Source organism: Micromonospora sp. NPDC018662 (genome assembly GCF_044391475.1).
In the GTDB taxonomy this organism is placed as follows: domain Bacteria; phylum Actinomycetota; class Actinomycetes; order Mycobacteriales; family Micromonosporaceae; genus Micromonospora.
In genome coordinates, this window is the sequence record NZ_JBISAC010000003.1 from 106,057 (window position 1) to 129,868 (window position 23,812).

At 75.2% G+C, this 23,812-nt stretch carries 3 protein-coding genes; all 3 read left to right on the top strand.

Features of this window, described 5'->3' with window-relative positions:
* The first annotated feature begins 34 nt into the window (after positions 1-34).
* From ACH495_RS10390 to ACH495_RS10400, 3 genes are read left to right on the top strand one after another with little or no spacing between them, the layout of a single operon-like run.
* Positions 35-2,068, top strand: coding sequence for a thiamine pyrophosphate-dependent enzyme (locus ACH495_RS10390; protein ID WP_396857422.1), 2,034 nt, complete (start codon positions 35-37; stop codon positions 2,066-2,068).
* Positions 2,065-16,650, top strand: coding sequence for an amino acid adenylation domain-containing protein (locus ACH495_RS10395; RefSeq protein ID WP_396857423.1), 14,586 nt, complete (start codon positions 2,065-2,067; stop codon positions 16,648-16,650). The genes ACH495_RS10390 and ACH495_RS10395 overlap by 4 nt, the downstream gene beginning before the upstream one ends.
* Positions 16,650-23,807, top strand: a complete 7,158-nt coding sequence (locus ACH495_RS10400; RefSeq protein ID WP_396857424.1) for a beta-ketoacyl synthase N-terminal-like domain-containing protein — start codon at positions 16,650-16,652, stop codon at positions 23,805-23,807. Before ACH495_RS10395 ends, ACH495_RS10400 begins: the two co-directional genes overlap by 1 nt.
* Positions 23,808-23,812 lie beyond the last annotated feature (5 nt).

The window sequence follows — 23,812 nt, forward strand, 5'->3', positions numbered from 1 at the left end:
CTGTCGAACGTTCCGACGATCGTGGAGGCTGATTGTGTCCGAGGCCGATCCGGTGGGCGTGACGCACACGTCGGAAGGCGTGGACGAGATGACCGGAGAGTCTCCGGAAATCCTCGACGGGGGTGTCTCCGAGGACCGCCGCGTCGCATTCCTGGAACAAATGATGATCTCTCGGGAGTGCGACCGGAGGGCGGGAATAGTCCTTCGACAGGGAAAGGCGTGGTTCCACATCTCCTCGGCCGGGCACGAAGGGCTGGCCGCGGTCTGCGAGTGGATGGACCCCGACGATCTGCTCTTCCCCCACTACCGGGATCGGGCGCTGATGCTGGCACGCGGCCTGGACGTCGAGGGTCAGGCCCGCGACCTGATGGCCAAGCGCGATTCGCATTCGGCCGGCCGCAACATGAGTTCCCACTTCAGCCATCGCGCGGGCAACGTCTTCTCGCTGGCCAGTCCCACCGGAAGCCAGTGCCTACCGGCCGCCGGCGCCGCCTGGGCGGCGGTGATGCGGGGTGAGCAGCGGTTGGTGGTGTGCTCGGTCGGGGACGCCGCCACCCGGCAGGGCGAGTTCTTCGAAGCGGTGGCGTTCGCGGTTGAGCGGTGCCTGCCCGTCGTGTTCCTGGTCTCCGACAACCGGTACGGCATCAGCACCTCCACCGAACACCTCTCCGCCTGGCGGCTGGGCCTGCTGCCGGAGAAGATCACGCGGGTGGTGGACGGGTCCGATCCGGATGCCGTCCACGCGGCGGCCCGGAGCGTGTTCCCGGCTGTGCGGGGAGGCGACGGACCGGTGGTGCTGTGGTGCGTCCTGGACCGGCTCGACTCGCACACGTCCTCCGACGACCAACGTGTCTACCGGTCACCGGAGGAACTGGCCGCCCTGCGCGACCCGGTCGAGATCTTCACCCGGCGGCTGCTGGCCCAGGGTGTGATCGACGAGGCCTGGGTGGAGCGGACCCGGAAACGCCTGGCCGGCAGCGTCGAGGAGATCTTCGACCGGGTGGCCACGGAGCCCACCGGCGATCACCAGGACCCGGTGGACCATCTCTTCGCCGGGCCCGCGGAACGGCCGGCGCCGCCGCCCCCGCAGCCGTGTGGCGGCACGATGGTCGAAGCGGTCAACCGGGCGCTCCGTACGGGACTCGAGCGGTTTCCCGAGATGGTCCTGTTCGGGGAGGACATCGAGGATCCGAAGGGCGGTGTCTTCGGCTTCACCAAGGGTCTCGGCGCGCTGGCTGGCCGGAGGCTGTCCAACTCACCGCTGGCGGAGGCCACGGTCGTGGGCACCGCCGTCGGTCTCGCCGCGAGCGGCATGCGACCCGTGGTGGAGTTGCAGTTCATTGACTTCGCCGGCCCCGCGTGGAACCAGATCGCCGCGCAACTGACCACGCTGCGGTGGCGCACGGCCTCGGCGTGGCGGTGTCCGGTGGTGATGTACGCCCCCTGGGGTGGCTACCTGCCCGGAGGCGGCATCTGGCACAGCCAGAGCAACGAGAGCCTCTTCACCCACCTTCCCGGCCTTCGGGTGGTGGTGCTCGCCACGCCGGAGGACACGGAAGCGATCTTCCTGGAGGCGCTCCAGGCACCCGACCCCACATTGCTGCTGCTGCCGAAGCACCTGATGCGCCGTTCGGTCGAGCCGCAGTCGGCGCCGGTCGCCGTCCACGGTGCCCGTCTGGTGCGTACCGGTGCCGATGTCACGGTCGTCACCTGGGGCAACGGCACGGAACTCGGGATGGCGGCCGCCGACGTCCTCGCCGTCGACGGGGTCGCCGTCGAGGTGGTCGACCTGCGGTGGCTGGTGCCACTGGACCGCGCGGCGGTCTCCGCCTCCCTGCGTCGCACCGGTCGGCTGGTGGTCGTCCAGGAGGACAACAAGACCAGCAGCTTCGGCGCCAGCCTCGTGGCCGAGCTGCTCGGCCACGACGACGACTTCTACTCGCTGCTGGCCCCGCCCCGGCTGGTCTCCCGCGACGACGTGCACGTCCCCTTCCATCCCGACCTGGAGCGCGCCGTGCTGCCCGCGGTCGACGACGTGGTCGAGGCCGTCCGATCGGTGCTGCGATGACCAGGATCCCGACGACCACGCTGACCGTTCCGCAGCTCGGTGAGGGCATCGTCGAGGTGCGGATCCTGTGCCTGCTGAAGCAGCCGGGCGACACCGTGGCCAAGGACGAACTGCTCTACGAGATGGAGCACGACAAGGCGGCGCTGGAGATCGAGTCACCGGTGGCCGGACGGCTGGTCGCCTGGTTGGTCGAGGAGGGACAGACCGTGCCGATCGGCGGCGCGGTCGCCGAACTCCAGCCGAGCGGGGCCGCCGGGGATCCGGCCGGGGACGACTCGTCCGACGACCCGGTGGGCACGACCGACCCCGGGCCGGACGCCGACCGTCCCGCGTCGACGCGGTCGGCGCCGGACGCCGCCACCGACCGGCCGGACGCCGTGGGCGCCGGGGCCGACGTGCGGATCCCGCCCCGAACCCGTGCGTACGCCCGCCGGCTCGGACTGGACGACACCGTGCTGGCGTCGATCCCGGTGGCCGGCAGCACCCTGCTACCCGCCGACGTCGACCGGTACGTGACCGGGGCGCGGCGAGCCGTGGAGCCCTCGGCCGACGCCGCCACCGGTGACCGTGAGGCGCCGGCCCGCACGGGGGCGGCGGCCTTCACCGACGTGTCGGTGAGCGACCGGCAGCGTCGGCTCAACCATGCCCTGCGAGCCGGAAGCGGTGACGTGGTGCCCGCGGTCGTCGCCACCGAGGTCGCCGCCGACCTGGTCGACCGGGCGGTCCGGCACCGACCGGGCAGCGACGGCTTCAGTACAGCCTTCCAGCTCTTCGCGCGGCTGGCGGCCCGGGTGGCCGCGGACTTCCCCCGGCTGCGCGCCCGCCGGTTGGGCGGCGACCGGCTGCGCGTGTACGACCGCGTGAACCTGGGGATCGCCTGCTCCACCGAGGACGACGACCTGACGATCGGCGTGGTGCGCGAGGCGGACCAGCTCGACGACGCCGAGTTCGACCGCTGCTACGTCGAGGCGGTCGAACGCGCGCTGGCCGGACAGTCGCAGGCGGACGGAGAAGTCACCCTCATGGTCTCCCACCTCGGAGACGAGGCGACGACGTTCGCCGTCCCGGTGGTGGTGTCGCCGGCCGTCGCCACGCTCTTCCTCGGCGCCCCGGACCTCACCCGTCCGGAGCCGGTGCGCCGGATGGTCCTCGCCTTCGACCACACCGTCCTGAACGGACGGGAGGCCGCCCGGTTCCTCGACGGTCTGCGCGACGCGCTCTCGGCGGCGGACCCGGCACCGGGCACCGGGGCGCCGCCACCGGCCCGACCCCGCCCGCACGGCGTCGCGGCGGAGCTGCCCCGGTTGGCCGAGATCGCCATGTCGATAGTGGGACATCCGGTGGATCCGGATCGCCCCCTCGGAGAGCAGGGCTTCCACTCCGCCGCCGCGCTCCGACTGGCCCGCGAGGTGGGCGACGAGTTCGGGGTCGCGGTGCCGGCCACCGCGGTCTGGCGTCACCCCACCCTGACCGCGATGCTCAGCCTCCTGCCGGCGTCCACCCGTACGGACGAGGTGACGCCGACGGCCCGGCCGGCCGCCCCGACCGGCGACACCACCGCGGACGACGCCCTCGCCATCATCGGGATGTCGTGCCGGTTCCCCGGTGCGGACGACCCGGAGACGTACTGGGCGCTGCTGCGCGATGCCGGATGCCGGATCACCGGGGCGCCGTCGGGACGTTTCCCCACCGGGGTACCGGATGGCTTCCGGGGAGGTTTCCTGGACCGGATCGACCGCTTCGACGCCGACTTCTTCGGGATCACCCCTCGGCAGGCCATCTCGATGGACCCGCAGCAGCGCATCCTGCTCGAACTGAGTTGGCAGGCGCTGGAGAGCGCGGCACTGAACCCCGACGAGCTGGCCTCGACGCCGGTCGGGGTGTACGCCGCGGCGTGCAGCTACGACTACCGCGAACAACTCGTCACCCGGGACGTCGCCGACGGGTACGCCACAGTGGGCACATTCCCCGCCTTCCTGGCCAACCGGATCTCGCACTTCTACGACTTCACCGGCCCCAGCATCACGGTCGACACGGCCTGCTCCGGGGCGCTGACGGCCCTCGCGCTCGCCGAGTCGGCGATCCGCGCGGGTGACTGCGAGGTCGCCCTCGTCGGCGCGGTGAACCTGTTGAGCAACGGGTTCAACAACTCCGCCTTCCACCGGGCCGGGATGCTGTCCCCGCAGGGTGGCAGTCGCGTCTTCGACCAGGCTGCCGACGGTTTCGTCCGGGGCGAGGGCGCCGGTTGGGTGGTGCTCACCCCGCTTCACCGCGCGGTCGCGGCCGGCACACCGGTGCTGGCCGTTCTCCGCGGCACCGCGGTCAACCACGGGGGACGCGCCGCGGCGCTGACCGCACCGAATCCCGTCGCGCAGACGGGCCTGGTGCGCACGGCTCTGGACCGGGCCGGCATCCGCGTCGCCGACCTCGGCTTCGTGGAGGCACACGGCACGGGGACGCCGCTGGGCGACCCGATCGAGCTGAACGCCCTACGCGAGGTGCTGACCACCGAGCCCGACGGTGCCCCGGACCGGGCGGCCGGGCCGCAGGACCGACTCTGGATCGGGTCGGCCAAGGCCAACATCGGCCACCTGGAGGCCGCGGCCGGGATGGCCGGCCTGATCAAGACGGTGCAGGTGCTCCGGCACGGGCGGATACCGGCCACCCCGGGCTTCACGGATCTCAACCCGCACATCGACCTGGCCGGCACCCCGCTCACGGTCGCGGACCGCACCGTCGACTGGCGACGCGCCCCCGGATCCCCGCCCCGGCGCGCGGCGGTGAGCGCGTTCGGGTTCGGCGGCAGCAACGCCCACGCGGTGCTGGAGGAGGCACCCGTCCCCGACCCAGGTCCGGCCGGGGTCGGAGCCGGCCCGGTGATCGTCCCGCTCTCCGCGGCGACCCCCGAGGCGTTGGCGCGGCTGGCGACCGGCCTCGCCGACGTCGTCGAGCGGGACCGGCCGGACCTCGCGCAGGTGGGCTGGTCGCTTCAGCACGGCCGTCGGCATCTGCCCCACCGGATGCTGATCGTCTCGCGGACCACTACGGAACTGGTGGCCGCCGCCCGTTCCGTCGCGGCCGACCGGCCGGATGCCGCGGTGGCGACCGCGGAGCGTCCGGCCGCGCTGGACCGGCTGTCGGATCCGGCGGAACGCGAGCCCCTGCGGGAGTGGCTGCGCGGCGGAGTCGTGGACTGGGGTGCGCGGTGGCCGGGCGTGCCGCCCCGTCGCATCCCGCTGGCGCCGTACCCGTTCCGGGGCGAGGCCTTCTGGTTGCCGGCGCCACCGCGGCCCGACGCCGCCGCCGGACCGGACCCGGCGGCGGCCGACGAGGTGGCGCTACCCGCGCGGCACCCCCTCACCGAGCACCGGGTCGGGGGACGGACGACCGCCGCGGGTGCCCTGCTGCTGGACGCGATGGCCGGCGGCGGAGCGATGGCGCTGCGCGACATCCGGCTGCCGAACCGCGTGCCGATCGACGGGCCGCTCCGGCTGGACCGGCACGTCGCCGACGTCGACGGCACCGTGACCGTGACCCACGACGGACGGGTGTGCGCCCGGGGCGCTGTCGACCCCGAGCCGCCCGCCGTCCTGCCCGTCGATCCGCTCGACCGCGACGCCGGCCGGCCGGTGGACCTCGCACTGGTGTTGGCCCGGAACGGTGTCGAGGTCGGCCCGGCCTACCGGGTGGTGACCGGCGCCCGGCGTACCGGGACGACGGCGTCCGCCACGATCGGCGCCCCGGCCGGCGACGCGCGGACCCGGCGGGTCGGCTGGCTGGACGCGGCCCTGCAGACCTCCTGCGTCCTGCTCGACGCCGACGGCCCGCACGTCGCGGCGATCGTCGGACGGCTGTCCTGGAGTGGGGCCGTGCCCGACACGGCGGACCTCGTGCTGCGTCGGACGGAATCCGCCGGCGAGGGCCTCACCGTGGACCTCGACGCCGTCGACGACCGGGGCCGCCATGTCCTGCGGGTACGGGGGCTCCGTCTGCTGCCTCTGCCCGAGGGGCCGCCGGCCGGCGCCGACGCACCGGTATGCCTGTTCTCGCCGCGGTGGGTGGCACCGTCCCCGGCCGCGCCGCCGGCCCATCCGCCCAGGCCGACCGTGGTGCTCTACGATCCGTACACCGCCGCGCTCGCGGCTCCGTTCGTCGATGCGGGCAACGGCGTCCTGGTCGGTCCCGGCGGCCTCGACCGGCGCCGGCTCGCCGACGCGGTGGCGAACGCCGGACACCGCCCGGTGTCGGTGCTGCTCCTCGTCGGTGGCGCCCGGTGGGCCGAGGACCGGTCCGGCGCGTCGAGCCTGCGCCGCTGGCTGGCCGCACTGCTGACCGTGGCACAGACCCTGCACCGGGCCGCGGTCCCCGCCGAGTTGCGGGTGGTCACCACCGGGCTGACCGCGCCGCCGGCCGGAGCGCCGTCGCCCGGCGCGGCCCTCCAGGGGGCGCTTCTCGGGGCCCTGCGCTCGGTGCCGAGAGAGACTCCGGCGGTCACGGTCGCGGCGGTCGACCTGCCGGACGACGCGACCGTCGACGGTCCGATCGGGCCGGAGACGGCCGGTGACGCGCTGGCGGCGGCCGCGAGCGAGCCCTGCGGTGTGGCCGCCCCGCTCGTGGCCCTGCGCGACGGGCGCCGCTACCGCCAGGTGTTCACCGAGTCCGGCCCCGCCGACGACACCCCCGGATTCCGCACCGGCGGCGTCTACGTGCTGTTCGGCGGCGCGGCCGGAATCGGTGCCGAGGTGGCCCGCCACCTGGCGGTCCGGTACCGCGCGGCGCTGCTGCTGGTCGGGCGGTCGGCGGAGGACGACCCGATCAGAGGCTTCCTGGAGGAGCTACGGACGGCCGGTGCGCGGGCGCGATACGCCAGCGCGGACGTCGCCGACGAGGACGCGGTACGGGCGGTGCTGGCCGAGTGCCGGGCGGCCTTCGGCGAGCCCGACGGCGTGCTGCACAGCGTCGGCTCGGTGAGCGACGCACCGCTGCACGAGCTGACCGAAGCCGACCTCGACCGGTTGCTCGACACCAAGGTGAACGCCCTGCTGCACCTGCGTGACGCGTTGCGGGGCCGGTCCGGTGCCCTGCTCGTCCTGTTCTCGTCCGTCGCTGGCCTCTTCGGCAGCGTGGGCGGCCTCAACTACGCGGCGGCCAACGCGTTCCTCGGTCACTACGCCGCCGCGACCGACGGGAACGACGGTCTGGTCGTCCGGGCCTTCGACTGGGGACTGTGGCGCGACACCGGCCTCGCCCGGCGCTACGCCCCGCACGTCCGCCGGCAGTATCCCGGCCTGACCGACTTCGCTCCCGCGCAGGGGCTGAGGGCCCTGGAGGCGGGTGTTTCCGGCGGCGCCCCGCACGTCGTCGCGGTCAGCGGCGATCCCGAGCCGCTGCGGCCGTTCACCCGGACGGTGCCGGACGGGGACGCGGCGTACGACCTCGATCGGTACGCGCGTGCGGCGCTGGCCCGGCGGCTGGTCGAGTTGGGCGTCGATCCGGCCGGGGCCGACCCGTCGGCCGCCGCCGCAACGCTCGGTGTGGCGCCGGGGCACCGCCCGCTGCTGGCGGCCCTGCTGGATTTGCCGGCCGACGACCGGCGCACCGTGCGCGACCCCGACCAGGTGACCGGCCTGCGCGCCCACCTGCTCACCGCCTATCCCGACCTCCGCGGTCACGTGGAGCTGCTGGACCGGGCGCTCGCCGCGTACGGTCCGGTCCTGCGCGGCGAGACCCCCGCCACCGGGGTGCTCTTTCCCGGCGGTGCGGTCGACGCCGTCGAGGCCGTCTACCGGGGAAACCGGCTCTTCGACCCGGCGAACGGCGCGGCCGCCGAGGCGGTGGCCGAGGCGGCCGTCCAGATCCGAGCCGCGACCGGTCGTCCACCCCGGATCCTCGAGATCGGCGCGGGTGTGGGCGGCACCACCGCTGCGGTCCTCGACGCGATCGAGCGGCACGGCCGGCCGGACGTGGAGTACACGTACACCGACATCTCCCAGGCCTTCCTGCACCATGCCCGGCGTCGCTTCGCCGACCGGGTGCAGCCCCGCCTGTTGAACATCGAACAGCGCCCACAGGCCCAGGGCTTTACGCCGCACCACTACGACCTGGTGGTCGCCAGCAACGTGCTCCACGCCACCCGCGACCTGGCCGAGACGCTCGCCCACGTGGCCGAGCTGCTGGTGCCCGCCGGCCGCCTGTTCCTGGTCGAGATGGTCGCGCCGGCGGCCGTCTACACGATCACCTTCGGACTGACCGACGGGTGGTGGCGCCACATCGACGCCGAACGCCGGTTGCCGCGAGGGCCGCTGCTCGACGTGCCGCGCTGGCGGGCGCTGTTGACCGAGCACGGCTGGGAGCTCGCCGCGACCACCGGTGAGCGGGACGCGCCGGGGTGCGTGGCCCTGCTGGACTGCCGGTCACCGGCCGACGACCGGCGGCAGCCGCCGCAGCCGGCGGAAACGCCGGACGGCGTCGCCGTGGCGGCCGATCCGGCCGACCTGCTGCCGGAGCTGACCGCGCTGGTGGCGGACCTGACGGGGCAGCGACCGGAGCAGCTCGACCCGGACACCGACTTTCCCGCCCTGGGGGTGGACTCCCTGCTCACCGTGGAGTTCACCGCGATCCTGCGTACTCGCTTCCCGGCCCGGGAGGTCCCGTCCACGGTGCTGTTCGAGTGCCCCACCCCGCGGCGGCTGGCACGGTGGCTGGCGGAGACGCAACCGCGGCGCTCTGCGGAACCCGCGGCCGTCGACCAGCCCCGACCCACGCTGCCGGCGGCGACGGCCGGACCGAGTGCGACGGCCGCCCCGGCGGCGGCGACGGCGAGGCCGACGGGTCCGTCGGCCGGGTCGCCCCGCCCGGTCGACGGCGACCCGGGCGCCCGCCCGGCGATCGCCGTGATCGGCCTGGCCGGCCGTTACCCCGGGGCCCGCGACGTCGACGCCTTCTGGCGACTGCTCTCCGCCGGGACGACGCCGGTCAGCGAGGTGCCGGCCGACCGCTGGGACTGGCGTGCCGCCCGCACCCTCGGCGGCGGCTACGCCCGGTGGGGCTGCTTCCTGGACGACTGGGACCGGTTCGACCCGGCGCTGTTCCGGATCACCCCCCGGGACGCCGCCCTCATGGACCCGCAGGAGCGGCTCTTCCTCGAAATCGCGTGGCAGGCGCTGGAGACCGCCGGATACGCCGGGTGGATCCCGGGCCGCGCCGGGACCGGACCGCGGGTGGGTGTCTTCGCCGGCGTCACCGCCAACAGCCACCTCATCGCGCAACACGACGCGTGGCTGGCCGGGGCGGACAACCCGGAATACGCGGTGACCGCCGCCGCCTCGGTGGCGAACCGGGTCTCCCACGCCCTGGACCTGAGCGGGCCGAGCATGACCGTCGACACCATGTGCTCCTCCTCGCTGACCGCCCTGCACCTCGCGTGTCGAGCGGTGCAGGACGGCGAGGCGGACCTGGCGTTGGCCGGCGGGGTCAACCTCTACCTGCACCCCGACCGGTTCGCCGGGCTCTGCGCGTTGCGCATGCCGTCGCGGGGCGACCGGACCCGGGCGTTCGGGGCCGGCGCCGACGGGTTCGTGCCCGGTGAGGGCGTCGGGGCGGTGGTTCTCAAACGTCTCGACGCGGCGCAGGCCGACGGCGACAGCGTCTACGCGGTGATCCGGGGCACCGGTCTGAACCACGGCGGCGGGGCGGGCGGCTACACGGTGCCGAACCCGCTGGCCCAGGCGGCGTTGATCGACGCCACGCTGCGCGGTGCCGGCGTCGATCCCGACACCGTCGACTACGTGGAAGCACACGGCACCGGCACTGAACTGGGCGACCCGATCGAGCTGCGGGCGCTGGCCGGCGCGTTCCGTCGGCGGCGCCCGCGGGAGGCGCTGCGGGTCGGCTCGGTCAAGTCGAACATCGGGCACGCCGAGGCGGCGGCGGGCATCGCCGGACTGACCAAGGCCATCCTCCAGCTCCGCCACGGCCAGCTGGTGCCCACCCTGCACGCCGAGCGACCCAACCCCCGGCTCGACACCGACGGCGTGCCCGTGCGCATCCAGCACCGTGGCGAACGGTGGGTGCGGCCCACCGACGACCGGGGCGTGCCGGTGCCCCGGCGCATCGCGGTCAGCTCCTTCGGCGCCGGCGGCGCCAACGCCCACGTGGTGCTGGAGGAGCACCAGCCGACCGATGCCCGCCCGCACCGCCCGCCGGCGACACCGGTCCTCGTGCCGATCTCCGCCCCCGACCCGCAGCGGCTGCGCGCCGCCGCACGCCACCTGAGCGACGCGCTCACGCCCGAGCCCGGTGTCGAGGCGCTGCTGCGGCATCCGGTGTCCTTGGTCGACCTGGCGTACACGCTCGGTGTCGGCCGGCGGGCCTGGCCGCACCGGGCCGCCATCCGCACCGACGACCACCACCGGCTGCGGGAGGCACTCGACGCGCTCGCCGACGGCCGCGACCACCCCGCGTTGGTGACCGCCGCCGACCTCACGCGCGCCGAGCCCGCGGACCGGGACTGGGTACGGGACGGGCGACTGACGGAGGTGGTCCCGCCGGGGCGGCGGGTGCCGCTGCCCACCACCGTCCTCGACCGCAGACGCATGGTGCTGCCCGGCCCGGGCCCGGCGGAACTGGCGGAACGTCCCACCCGTCTGCCGCTCGCCGACACGGTGCGGGTGCCCCTCGCGCAGGCGGTGAGCGTCCGGCTCGACGGCACGTCGCACTGGCTCGCCCACCACGTCGTCGACGGAAACCCGCTGCTGCCCGCCGCGTTCCACCCGGAGCTGGTGTACGAGGCGCTGCTGACCGCCGGGACCTCGCCCTACCGGACGGTGCTCCGTGATCTGGTCTGGCCGACCCCCGCACCGGCCCGGCCGATGACCGTACGGGCGGAACTCGGCGAACCCGACCGGCGGGGAAACCAGCGGTTCGCGGTCAGCGCCGGCGCGGACGACCTGCTCGCGCAGGGTCGCGCCGAACCGGTGACCGCCGACTGGCGGCGACCCGCGCTGCGCTACCAGCCGGACGACCTCGACTCGCGACTCGCGCGGGACGGGCTGGCGGCCGACGAGTTCTACCGTCGCTACCGGGCCAACGGCTACGAGTACGGGCCGTCGTACCGCACGGTCGGGCGGGTGTGGAGCCGGGACGGCGAAACCGTCGCGGAGCTGCGGCTGCCGGACGGGGAGGATCCCGACCGGCGGCACGTCCTGCACCCGGCGCTGCTGGACGGTGCCTGCCAGGCCGCCGCCTTCCCGCTGCTGGCGGCCGGCCCGGAGAACGCCAGTCACCTCCCGATGGCGATCACGGCGTTGACGGTGCGCGCTCCGGTCACCGGGGCGGCGTACGTCCACGCGCGTCCGGTGACCGGCGGGAGTCCGGCCGGCGTGCACGTGTTCGACCTGCGGCTGGTCGACGTCGACAGCGGTGAGGTGATCGCCGAGGTGGAGGGGTTCCGCGTCCGGACGCGGGAACGCCACTCCGGCCCACCCACGGTCGGGGACGCCGTCGCCCCGCGACCCGTGACGGCCGGCGCGCAGCCCACCGGGCGTCCGCCCGCGGCGGCGCTCCGTCCCACCGGGGGGATCGGCGCCGACCGCCGGCCGGCGGTGGCCGGCTACCGACTGGACTGGTCGGACCTGCCGGCACTGGGCGCGGTGGACGGTCGCCCGCTGTGGGTCGTCGGCTCCGGCTCCGCCGCGAGCGGCTGCGCGTACGCGGCCGCGGCGACGCTGTCACCGGTCGACGTCACCGACGGCGACACGGTGGACCGGACGGCCCGCCGTACCGGAACCCCCGGTGCGATCCTGGTGGACCTGACCGGGCCGGGCGACGGTGTCGACTTCGCTGCCGAGCCGACGCCGGGGGAGCGGCTCGACGAGGCCTGGTCGGGCCTGCGCGACGGGGTGTTGCGCCGCGTGTTCGGCCTGCTGGGTTCGCTGGCGCGGGGCCGGGCGCTGGACCGCACCGTGGTGCTGCTGGTGACGAGCGCCGACGGGGAACCGGGGCCGGTGCTGCGAGGGCTGCACGGCCTGCTCCGGGCCGCTGCCGGTGAGAGCGGCCGGTGGCGACCCCGGCTGGTCACGGTGGAGGCCGCCTGGGCCCGAGCCGATCCGCGGGCCGTCGTCCGGGCCCTGCTGGCCGAGGCCGGCAGCGCGGACGCCGACGGCGACGGCTGGGTCCGGCTGGGACCGTCCGGCCGGCGACGCGGTCCCGTCCTGGTGCCCGAGCCGTCCCTGCCCGGCGAGCCGGCCGAGCTGATCCGCCCGGCGGGAAGCTACCTGGTGGTCGGTGGCCTCGGCGGTCTCGGCCGGCAGGTGGCGACCGCGTTGTGGGCGTCCCGACCCACCGCGGAGCTGCTGCTTGTCGGGCGGTCCGAGCCCGACCCGGTAGCCCTCGACGCGTTACGTGAACGGGCCGGTGACGGCTCGGTGCGCTACCACCGGTGCGACGTGGCCGATCCGCGGCAGCTCGCCGGGTTGGCCGACGCGCTGAACCGTGCCGGCACTCGGCTACGTGGCATCGTGTACGCCGCCGGAGTGCTGCGCGACGGGTTCCTGCGGGGCAAGACGATGGAGACCGTCGACGAGGTCTGCCGGGCCAAGGTGCTGGGCGCGGTCGCGGTGGATGCCGCCTTCGCCGGGCACCCGCTCGACTTCTTCGTGCTGTCCTCGTCGTTGGCCGCGCTGGTGGGCAACCAGGGCCAGTCCGACTACGCGTTCGCCAACGGGTTCCTGGACGGGTTCGCCGCCGTCCGGGCCGGCTGGGTGGCGCGGGGCCTGCGCCGGGGCCGTACCCTCGCGGTTGGACTGCCGGTGCTCGACGGCGCCGGCATGGTCGCCGAACCGGCGGCGGCGCGCTACCTCGAGGAGACCTACGGCCTGCGGCCGCTGCCCGTGGCGGCCGCGGTGGACGAGATGTGGCCGAGGCTCGCGGCGGCCACCGGAGTCGACTCCGCCTACGTGGCGCTGGTCGCCGGCGACCAGGACCGCTGGTCGACCGCGATCGCGGTGGCCACGCCGACGGCCGTGGAGCCGGCCCTCGCCGTCGCGTCCGGTCCGCCGACGGCCGCGCCGACCGGGGCCGCCGCCACACCGGACCGGCGGGCGGCGACGGCGCGGTGGCTGGCCGAGCAGCTGGAACGGGCGACGGGGATACCGGCCGCCGCCATCGACCCCGACCGGCCGCTGGCGGAGTACGGCGTCGACTCCCTCGCCGTGGTGCGGTGGAGCCGGCTGCTGGAGGAGCAGGTCGGCCGGGTGCCCCTGGCCATGGTGCTGGACAGCGAGACGTCCGGGGAGCTGGCGGACCGGCTGCTCGGTGACCGGGAGAGCCGGATCGCCGTCGTCGTCACCCCCGACGGGTCACCGCCCGCACCGACCCCGGCCGACCCGGTCGATCCCGCGGGGAGCGCGGCGACCGCCACCGACGCGCCCACGGAGTTCCCCCTGCCCGAGCGTCTCGTCGGGCTGTGGACCGCGGACCAGATGGCCGCTCCCTCGGCGCCCTACAACATCTCCCTCGCGTGGGAGTTGCCCACTTCCGTCGACCCGGACGCCCTGCGGGGTGCCGTGGTCGATCTCGTCGGCCGTCATCCGGTGCTGGCCTGCCGGGTGCGCCCACGCGGCGACGACCTCTGTTTCGTTCCCACCGGGACGACGCCCACCGTGCCGGAGCGGCGGCCGGCAGCCGGCACCGACCTCGACGACGCGATCCGCGCGGAGGCCGACCGTCGCTTCGGACTCTCCACCGAGCCCTTGCTGCGGGCGGTGCTCTGGGCGGACGGACCGCGCCGGGTGCTCCAGCTCACCACGCACCACGTGGCCGTCGACGGCCGGTCCGCCGAGCTGATCCAGCAGGACCTGGGGGCGCTGTACGCGGCCCGCCTCGGCGCCGGCGAGCCGCTGCCGCCGGCCGTGCCGTTCGCGGTGGCGCTGCGCCGGGAGCGGGAGGAGACCGCCCGCACCCGGGTCGCCGACCACGGGTTCTGGGCCGGGCGACTGACCGGCCTGGGCGCCGGGACGGTCTTCGCCGCCGGGGACGAGCCGGCGGGACGGGCGGGCGAGCACCGCGAGTACCGCCTACCCCCCGAGTTCACGCGTCTGGTGTCCGGCACCGGGCGCACCGCCGGGGTCACCGCGTTCACGGTGTTCCTCGCCGCCTTCGCCGCGGCCCTGTCCCGGGCCACCGGCGAGCGGTCCCTGCTGGTCGCCGTGCCCACCTACGGGCGGGCCGGCGAGGCCGAGGAGACGACGGTCGGCTGCTTCGTCAACTCGGTGCCGCTGCGCATCGACCTGGACCCGGCCCAGCCGGTCGCCCGGTGGTTGGCCTCGGTGCAGGAGGAGGTGCGCGGCGCGGTCTCCCACGCCGGCCTGGCCTATCCCCGGCTGGCGGAACTTTGCCGGGCGGCCGGCGGCGAGCGGGCCGTGCCCACGGTGAGCTTCGCGTTCCAGAACTGGGCCCGGCCGGCGGCGGCGCAGGACGCGCCGTTCGGGCCACTGGTGTACCGCCGTGGCCAGCGCGGCCACTTCGACCTCGGGTTGGAGGTCACCAGCACCCCGGCCGGCGTCGACGTGCTGGCCAACCACCGCAGTGCCGTCCTCGACGGCGCGGCGGTGGACGACCTGGTCGAGGAGACCCGGCGGATGGTCGTCGAGTTGGCCCGCGCGCTCGCCGACGACACCACGGTCGGCGCGGTGGTGAGCCGTGAGGCGGGCACCCTGGTGCGCCGCTTCACCGACGCGGTGCGGCGAAGCCCGGACCGCACGGCCGTGGAGGACCCGCACGAGACACTGACCTACGCCCGGCTGCACACCCTCTCCGACCAGGTCGCCCGGTGGGTGTCGGCGCGGGTCGCGCCGGGGGAGCCGGTCGCCGTCCTGATGCACCGCTCGGCCCGGCTCACCGCGGTCCTGCTCGGCATCCTCAAGAGCGGCTGCCCGTACGTGCCGCTGGACGACTCCTACCCGCCGGAGCGCCTGGCGCTGGTGGTGGGGGACGCCGGGTGCGGGATCGCCGTCGCGGACCGGGAACTGGCCGGACTGCTCCCGCCGCGGCTGACGGTGCTGGACGCCGCCGAGGTGGTCACGGAGTCCGCCGCGGCGCCGGCGGTCGGTGCCCGTCCCGCCCCCGCCGCGCGGGACCTGGCGTACCTGATGTTCACCTCGGGCAGCACCGGCCGACCGAAGGGCGTCGCGGTCACCCACGGCAACGTGGTGCACACCCTCGACGCGATCGCCGCGACCACGGGTGTCGGCACCGACGACCGGCTGCTCGCGGTCACCACGGTCTGTTTCGACATCTCCGTGCTCGAACTGTTCATGCCGTTGGCGACCGGTGGCACGGTCGTCGTCGCCGGACGCGACGACGTGCGCGACGCGCGGCGGCTCTCCCGACTGATCGACGAGCGCGGGATCACCGTCATGCAGGCCACGCCCGCCGGCTGGCAGTTGTTGCTCGACGGCGGCTGGTCGGGTGCGGCGGGGCTGACCGTGCTGTGCGGCGGCGAGGCGCTTCCCCCGAAGCTGGCCCGGGAGCTGGTCGGGCGCGGTGACCGGGTGTGGAACGTGTACGGGCCGACCGAGGCGACCATCTGGTCCACCATCGCCCGCGTGGATCCGGCCGAACCGGTCCACCTGGGCAGCCCCGTCGGCGCCACCGACCTGGTGGTCACCGAGGTGGACGGGGCCGCCCCGGTGACCGACGGGGAACCCGGGGAACTGTGGATCGGTGGCCCGGCTGTGGCCCGGGGCTACTGGCGTCGGCCGGACCTCACGGCGGAGCGCTTCACCCCCCATCCCTGCCGACCGGAAGCCGGCGGACGGTACTTCCGGACCGGTGACCTGGTGCGCCGCGACGACCAGGGACGGCTGCTGTTCCTGGGCCGCGCCGACGGACAGGTGAAGATCAGGGGGCACCGGCTGGAACTCGGGGAGGTCGAGGCCGTCCTGGAGAGCCATCCCGACGTGTGCCGGGCGGTGGCCACGGTGCGGGGCGAGGGCGCCGCCGCCCGGTTGGTCGTGATCGCCGAACCGGCCCGGGGCAGCGCCCCGCCGGACCTGGACGCGCTGCGTGCCGTCGCCGGGCGGAAGCTGCCGTCGTGGATGCTGCCGGACCGGCTGGTCACCGTCGCGGCCCTGCCGCTGACGGCGAACGGCAAGGTGGACCGGCAGTCGGCCGTGCGGCTCGCCGAGGCGTCCCCGGTCCCCGCCCGGGACAGCGGCGCGACCGGGCCGGGGCCGACCGATCCCGACGCCGTGCGCCGGTGCGTCAGTGCCGCCTGGGCCGATCTGCTCGAACTCGGACCCGACGAGGTGCCCACCAACTGCCGGTTCTTCGACGCCGGCGGCAACTCCCTGCTGTTGGGCCGCCTCTACGCCCGCCTCGACGCGCACTATCCCGGCACCCGCCTGGAGATGACGGACCTGTTCGCCAACCCGACGCTCGACGACCAGGTGGGGCTGCTGGTCGGCCGGATCGGCCCGGCGGCCGGCGACACGCCGGCCGGTGACCCGCCCTCCGCCGCGCCGACCCCGGCACGACCGTCGCGCCGCGAGGCGCGACGTGCCCTGCGAACCGGAGGCCACTGATGAACCATGACCCGCGGTCGATCGACGCGATCGACGACGAGAACGCCGTGGCCGTCGTCGGGCTCTCCTGCCGCTTTGGCGCCGCGGGCTCCGCCGACCAGCTCTGGGCGCTGCTCGAACAGGGCCGCAGCGCCATCCGGCGCTATCCGGTCGACGACCTGGTCCGGATGGGGCACGATCCGGCAGCCGTACGGCGATCCGACTTCGTCCCGGTCGGGGTCGTCCTCGACGACGCCGACGCCTTCGACGCGGAGTTCTTCGGCTACAGCCCGCTGCACGCGGAGTGGTTGGATCCGCAACAGCGGGTGCTGCTGGAGACCGGCTGGCACGCGTTGGAGGATGCGGGCTTCGCGCCGGACCGTACCGGCCTGCGGACCGCGGTCTTCGTCTCGGTCGGCCAGCCCACCTTGCCGCCGGTCTCCATCCGGGAGCTGGACGCGGCCGGGATGATTCGCTTCTCCTCCTCGGACAAGGACTTCGCCGCCAGCCGGATCTCCTACAAACTCGGTCTCACCGGCCCGAGCCTCACCGTGCAGACGGCCTGCTCCAGCGGCCTGGTGGCGGTGCACACCGCGGTGGAGAGCCTGTTGGGTGAGGAGTGCGACCTCGCGCTGGTCGGTGCCGCCTCCCTGCACTTCCCGCAGGCCGGCTACCGGGCCCCGGCCGACATGATCCTCTCCCCGAGCGGGGAGTGCCGGCCGTTCGACGACACCGCCGACGGCACGGTCTTCGGCAACGGCGTCGGGGCGGTGGTGCTGCGTCGGCTGGCCGACGCGATGCGCGACGGTGACCCGATCCGCGCCGTGATCCGTGGCAGCGCCGTCAACAACGACGGAGCCCGGAAGATGGACTACCATGCCCCGTCGCCGCAGGGGCAGGAAGCGGTGCTCCGCGAGGCGCTGGCGGTCGCCGGCGTCGATCCCCGTTCTGTCGGCTACCTCGAGACCCACGGCACCGGAACGCCCCTCGGTGACCCGGTGGAGTACGCCGCCCTCGACCGCGTGTACGGCGCGGACCGTCCCGACCCCGCCGCCATCGGGTCGGTCAAGAGCGTCGTCGGACACCTCAACACCGCCGCCGGCATCGCCGGTCTCATCAAGGCGGTCCTCGTGTTGGAGCACGCCACCGTACCCCCGCAGGCGCCCTACCGGGTCGCCAACCGCAACCTGCGCGACACCGGTGGCCTGCGGGTCGCCCCGGCGGCCGACGGCTGGCCCGTGCCGGCGGGCCCCCGGCGGGCCGGGGTCAGCTCGTTCGGTATCGGCGGCACCAACGCCCACCTCGTCCTCGAACAGGCGCCCGACGACGTCCCGGTGGCCGTGCGGGAGCCGGCGCCGGACACCACCCGGTGGGCCGTGCTCTCCGCCCGCACTGATCGGGACCTGCGCGCGCTCGCGGCGTCCCTGGCCGACGCCCTGACCGCCGACGGTGAAAGGCGCCTGGTCGACGTGGCCTGGACGCTGCGGTACGGCCGCAGCCACCGGGCGGTGCGGACGGCCGTGCCCGCGCGGACCACCACCGAGTTGGCGCGGCGGCTCGCGGACCTCGCACAGCACGGCGCCGACGCCGTCCCCGCCGGCCCGGACGACCCCTTCCAGTCGTGGGTGCGAGGGCAGGCCGACCTGCCCGACGACCCGACGCTGGCCGGTGGTCGCCGGACCAGGCTGCCGGGCTACCCGTTCGCCCGCCGGGTGTGGCCGCGAACCGGAACGTCGGGCCCGGGCGGGGAAACCGTTGCGGACCGGGTCGACGGGGTGCCGCCCGGCGCCGAGCAGCGCACGGTACGCCCCGAGGAGGTGCTGGTCGCCGACCACCGGGTCGGCGGGGTGCCGGTGCTTCCCGCGGCGGTCCAGATCGACCTCGCCCTGACCGCCGCCCGCCGGCACGACCGCCCGGCGGCCGGACTGGCCGACGTCGCCTTCCACCGTCCGCTGGCGGTGACCGCTCCGGTCACGCTGGACGTCACCGTCGACGGGCCGCAGGTGCGGGTGCGCTCCACCGAGCTGCACGCGTCCGCGACGGTGCTCGCGGCCGCACCCGACGACCCGGCCCCCGCCCCGCTCGACCTGGACGCGCTGCGGGCCGAGCACGCCGACCTCGTCGCGCCCGACGAGCTGTACCGGAGGTTCGCGGCCAACGCGGTGGATTACGGACCGTCCTTCCGGGTGCTCCGCGAACTGCGGCAGGGCCCGTCCGGGGCGCTGACCCACATCGTCTGCCCGCCGGCGGACGACGGTACGGTGTCGCCGTTCGTCCTCGACGGGGCCCTCCAGTCCGTGATCGGCTGTCTGCGCCGGGAGGACCTCGGCGGCGAGACCTTCGTGCCGTTCGCCGTCGAGCAGCTCCTGGTGCACGCCGAACCGCCCGACGACGCCTGGGTCCTGGTGCGTCCGCACCGGCTCGCCGGCGGCGGCCAGCGGATCCGCAAGTACGACCTGACGGTGACCGACACCGCGGGGGCCGTCCGGCTGACCCTGCGTGGCCTGGCCCTGCGCCCGGTCACCGGCGTCGCGCCGCTCGCGGACGTCCATCTCTTCACCGCCGTCGAGCGGGCCGTCGCCGAGCCGGACGGGTCGGAGCCGGAGCCGGACGGGCCCGTCGTGCTGCTCGGAGACGCGGACCCGGAGTGGGCCGGGCTGGTCCTGCGTGCGCCCGCCGATCCGGCCGAGGCGGAGACCGTCGGCACCGAGGTGGCCGCCCGGGTCTTCGGATCCGGACGACCGGTGATCGTCTGGCCGCTCGCCGACGGCGCTGCCCATGCCGATCCGGCCGACACCGCCACGGCGGCCGGTCTGCGGATGCTCGCGCTGCTGCGGTCGCTGCTGCGGCCGTTGGCCCGGCGTGGGGCCCGCATCGTCGTCCCGTACCGCACGGACGCCGCAGCCGGTTCGGTGACCGCCGCCGGACTGGCCGCGCTCGGGCGCTCGCTCGCCGGCGAGAACCACCGCTTCGACCTCACCGCCGTCGGCCGGTCCGGCGGGGAACCGGACTGGTCCGCAGTGGTACGCGCGGCCACCACCGCGGCGGCGCCCGCCCACCAGATGGTGATCGGCGTCGACGGCGTGCCCCGCACCCCGACGCTGCGCCCCGTCGTGCTCCCCGCGGCCGGCGGGCCCGCGTTCCGCCGAGGCGGACGGTACTGGATCAACGGCATGGGGCGGCTCGCCGTCCTCGTCGCCGAGCACCTGATCGACCACTACGCCGCCCGGGTCGTGCTGACCGGTCGTTCCGCCGCCGAGGGCGCGCGGGGCGAGGAACTGCACCGGCTCGGCGAACGCGCGGCCCGGGCCGGCGGGTCCGTCGACTACCACCGGTTGGACTGCACCGACCGGGCCGCCGTCGGTGAGGTCGCTCACCGGCTGGCGGCCTCGGGGCCGCCGGTCAACGGTGTCCTGCACTGCGCCGGCGTCCTACGCGACAGTTACCTCCTGCGTACGTCCGTGGCTGCCGCCCGGGACGTGATCGCGCCGAAGCTGGTCGGTGCCGCCGCGCTCGACGCGGCTACCGCCGACTGGAGTCTGGACTGCTTCGTGGTCTTCTCCTCGGTCTCGGCCGCCCTGGGCAGCCCGGGGCAGGCGGACTACGCGTTCGGCAACGCCGCCGCTGACGAACTGGTGCGGCGGCGCGCCGCCGACCGGTCCCGCGGCGGTCGGTCCCTGTCGGTGGCGTGGCCGTTCTGGGCCGACGGCGGGATGCTCCCCGCCGAGCCGGTCCGGCAGGTGCTCGGCGACCTGGGGATGCGTGCGCTGCCCACGGCGGCCGGACTGGCCGTGCTGGAGTCGTTGCTCGCCGGCTCGGTGGACGGCGGCCAGCCCGGCCCCGCGCCGGCCACCGTCGTCCTCTGCGGGGACCGGGCGGCGCTGACCGCGTCGTTCCCGCTGCTCGAGGACGACCGGCCGGCGACCGGCCCGGCGGATCGACCCACCCCGACCGGTGGACGGACCCCGACCCGCGCGGTCGGGGCCGAGTCGGTCGGGGACGCGCTGCACCGGCGACTCCGCGCGGTCGTCTCCGAGGCGACCCGGGTGCCGCTGGACGAGCTCGCCGCCGACCGGCTCTTCGACGATCTGGGCATCGACTCGCTGTTGGCGATCCGGGTGGTCGAACTCCTGGAGCAGGACTTCGGTCGACTGTCCAAGACGCTGCTGTTCGAGTGCCGCTCCGTGGCGGAACTGGCCGACCACCTGCTCCAGGAGTATCCCGAGCGGTGCGTCGCGCTGACCGGGGCACCGGACGCCACCCCGGTCGTGGTGCCGACTGAGGACCCCGCCGCCGTCGAGGCGCCACGCCGCGCCGACACGACCGCCGAGGACCGGGTGGACCCCAGGGCTGTCGCCGTGATCGGCGTGTCCGGCCGCTTCCCGCAGGCCGGGAACCTCGACGCGCTGTGGGAGAACCTGCGCGACGGGCGGGACAGCATCACCGAGGTGCCCACGGACCGGTGGGACGCCGACGCGCTCCACAGCCCCGACAAGAGCCGGGTGGATCGCACGTACGCCAAATGGGGCGGCTTTCTCGACGGCGTTCAGGACTTCGACGCCGGCCTGTTCCACATCTCGCCCCGGGAGGCGGGAATCATCGACCCGCAGAGCCGCCTTTTCCTGGAGAGCTGCTGGGCGGCGCTGGAGGACGCCGGGTACACCCCGGACCACCTGGTGCCGGCGGACGAGCCGGCCTACCGGCGCGACGTCGGTGTCTTCGTCGGCGCCATGTACGGCGAGTACCAGTTGCACGAGGCCGAGGAGCGGTTGCGGGGCAACCCGGTGCTGGCCAACAGCGCCTACTGGTCGATCGCCAACCGGGTGTCGTACTACTTCGACTTCCAGGGGCCCAGCGTCGCCGTCGACACCGCCTGTTCCGCCGCGCTGACTGCCGTGCACCTGGCCGTCGAGTCGCTGCGCGCCGGCAGTTGCCGGGTCGCCGTCGCCGGTGGCGTCAACGTGCTCATCCACCCGAACAAGTACTTCATGCTCAGCCAGGGGCGGTTTGCCTCCAGCGACGGGCGCTGCCGCAGCTTCGGCGCCGGCGGTGACGGGTACGTGCCGGGCGAGGGCGTCGGTGCGGTCGTCCTCAAGCCGTTGCGCGACGCGCTGCGCGACGGCGACCACCTGCACGGTGTCCTCAGGGGCACGGCCGTGAACCATGGCGGCCGGACCAACGGGTACACCGTGCCCAGCCCGCGTGCCCAGGCGAACCTGATCACGAAGGCGCTGCGCGACGGCGGCCTGACCGCGGGGGACCTGGACTACGTCGAGACGCACGGCACCGGCACCCCGTTGGGTGACCCGATCGAGATCCGGGGTCTGGTCACCGCCTTCGCCGCCGACGGCGTGACCGGCCCCGGCCGCCTGCCGATCGGCTCGGTCAAGTCGAACGTGGGCCACCTGGAGTCGGCGGCCGGGGCGGTGGCCCTGGCCAAGGTGCTGCTCCAGCTCCGGCACCGGACGCTGGTCCCGTCGTTGCACGCTTCCCCGCCCAACCCGGAGATCGACTTCGACCGGATCCCGTTCGCGGTCCAGCAGGAGGTGGCGCCGTGGCGCACCCGGGACGGCTCTGCCCGCCCGCTGCGGGCGGGCATCAGTTCCTTCGGCGCGGGCGGCGCGAACGCGCACCTGATCGTGGAGGAGCCGCCCGGGGCGCCGCCACGCGCCGCCGTCGACGGGTCGCCGCCGATGGTCCTGTTCCTGTCCGCCCGCACCGACCGGTCGCTCGCCGCCTACGCCCGCACCCTGCGCGACCATCTGGTCCGGGTGGGCGGGCAGGACGATGCACCCGGCGTCGCCGACGTCGTGTTCACCTTCGCGGTCGGGCGGGTGGAACTCGCCCGTCGGGCGGCGCTCCGGGCCGACTCGTGGGACACGATGCTGTCGGAGCTGAACGCCGTCGCCGAGGGGCGGCCGGCGTCATCCCCGGTCGGTGGCGCCGGGACGGCGGTGGCGGACTGGCTGGCCGGCGGCCGGGTCGACCGGGCGGCCGTCAGCGGCGCGGCCGGCCGGGGTCGTCGGGTGTCGTTGCCGCACTATCCGTTCGAACGGGTGCGCTGCTGGTACGACGTGCAGATCGCCCACCTGCACCAGCAGGGCCTGGGCAGCGCCGGCCGCGAACCCGAGCTGGCCCGGCCGCACCTGCGGGACTTCGGCCGGCGCCTCGACGCACCGGACCCGACCGGGAACGTGCCCGCGACGCCGGCTGCGGAGCCCACCGTGGCGCCGGCCGTGGCGCCCGCCGCGAACCCCGCCGTGGCGCCGGTCGCGGAATCCGCCCCGGCCCCGCCGCGGACCGCCGCACCGACCGTCGCCGCGTCGGTGCCCGACACCGTACCGAGGTCATCGATGACGAACGATCAGAAGATCGTCCTGCGGTCGCTGGGCGCGGCGGAAACGTCGACGCCCCCCGCCCCCCGACCCGCCGATCCGCGGGACCGGCCGCCGACGGTCGCCGCGCCGGCCAGGAGCACGCCGCCGCGCCCGGCCCCGACGGCGGTGCCGGAGGCGGCCGTCACCGCCGAGATCACCCGGTTGCTCGCGGCGGTGCTCTACCAGGAGATCGACGAGCTCGACGTCGAGCAGACCTTCCTGACGTTGGGTGTCGACTCGATCCTGGGCGTGGAGTTCGTGAGCGCCGTGAGTGCCGCCTACCCGGTCGAGGTGAAGATCACCGCCCTCTACGACCATCCGACGCCGGCGGCCTTCGCCCGGCACGTCACCGCGCTGCTCGGCGCCGCCGCGCCGCCGCCGGTCGAGCCCGCCGCCCCGGCGCCTTCCGTGCCGGTGCCCGCCGTCACCCCGACCGCCGCCCCGAGCCGGGACGTGACCGAGGTCGCGGCGGTCCTGCGGGAGGAACTGGCCCGGACGCTCTACTGCGACCCGGCCGAGATCGACGACGACACCAGCTTCAATGCCCTCGGCCTGGACTCGATCCTCGGCGTCGAGTTCGTCACGTTCGTCAACGACAGGTACGCGCTCGACGAGCCGGCCGGCGTCCTCTACGACCACCCGACGCTGACCGCGTTCGCCCGGCACGTCGCGGCCGGCCGGGCCACCGGCGGATCGTCGCCCCAGCCATCCCCGGCCGGTGACCTGGACGCCCTGCTCGACGCCGTCCGGGACAACCGGCTGACCGTCGACGAGGCACTCGTCCAGCTCGCCCGACCCTGACCCAC

Coding starts and splice junctions, on each gene's coding strand:
- ACH495_RS10395 (WP_396857423.1), top strand. CDS start 2,065: ATGACCAGGATCCCGACGACCACGCTGACCGTTCCGCAGCTCGGTGAG.
- ACH495_RS10400 (WP_396857424.1), top strand. CDS start 16,650: ATGAACCATGACCCGCGGTCGATCGACGCGATCGACGACGAGAACGCC.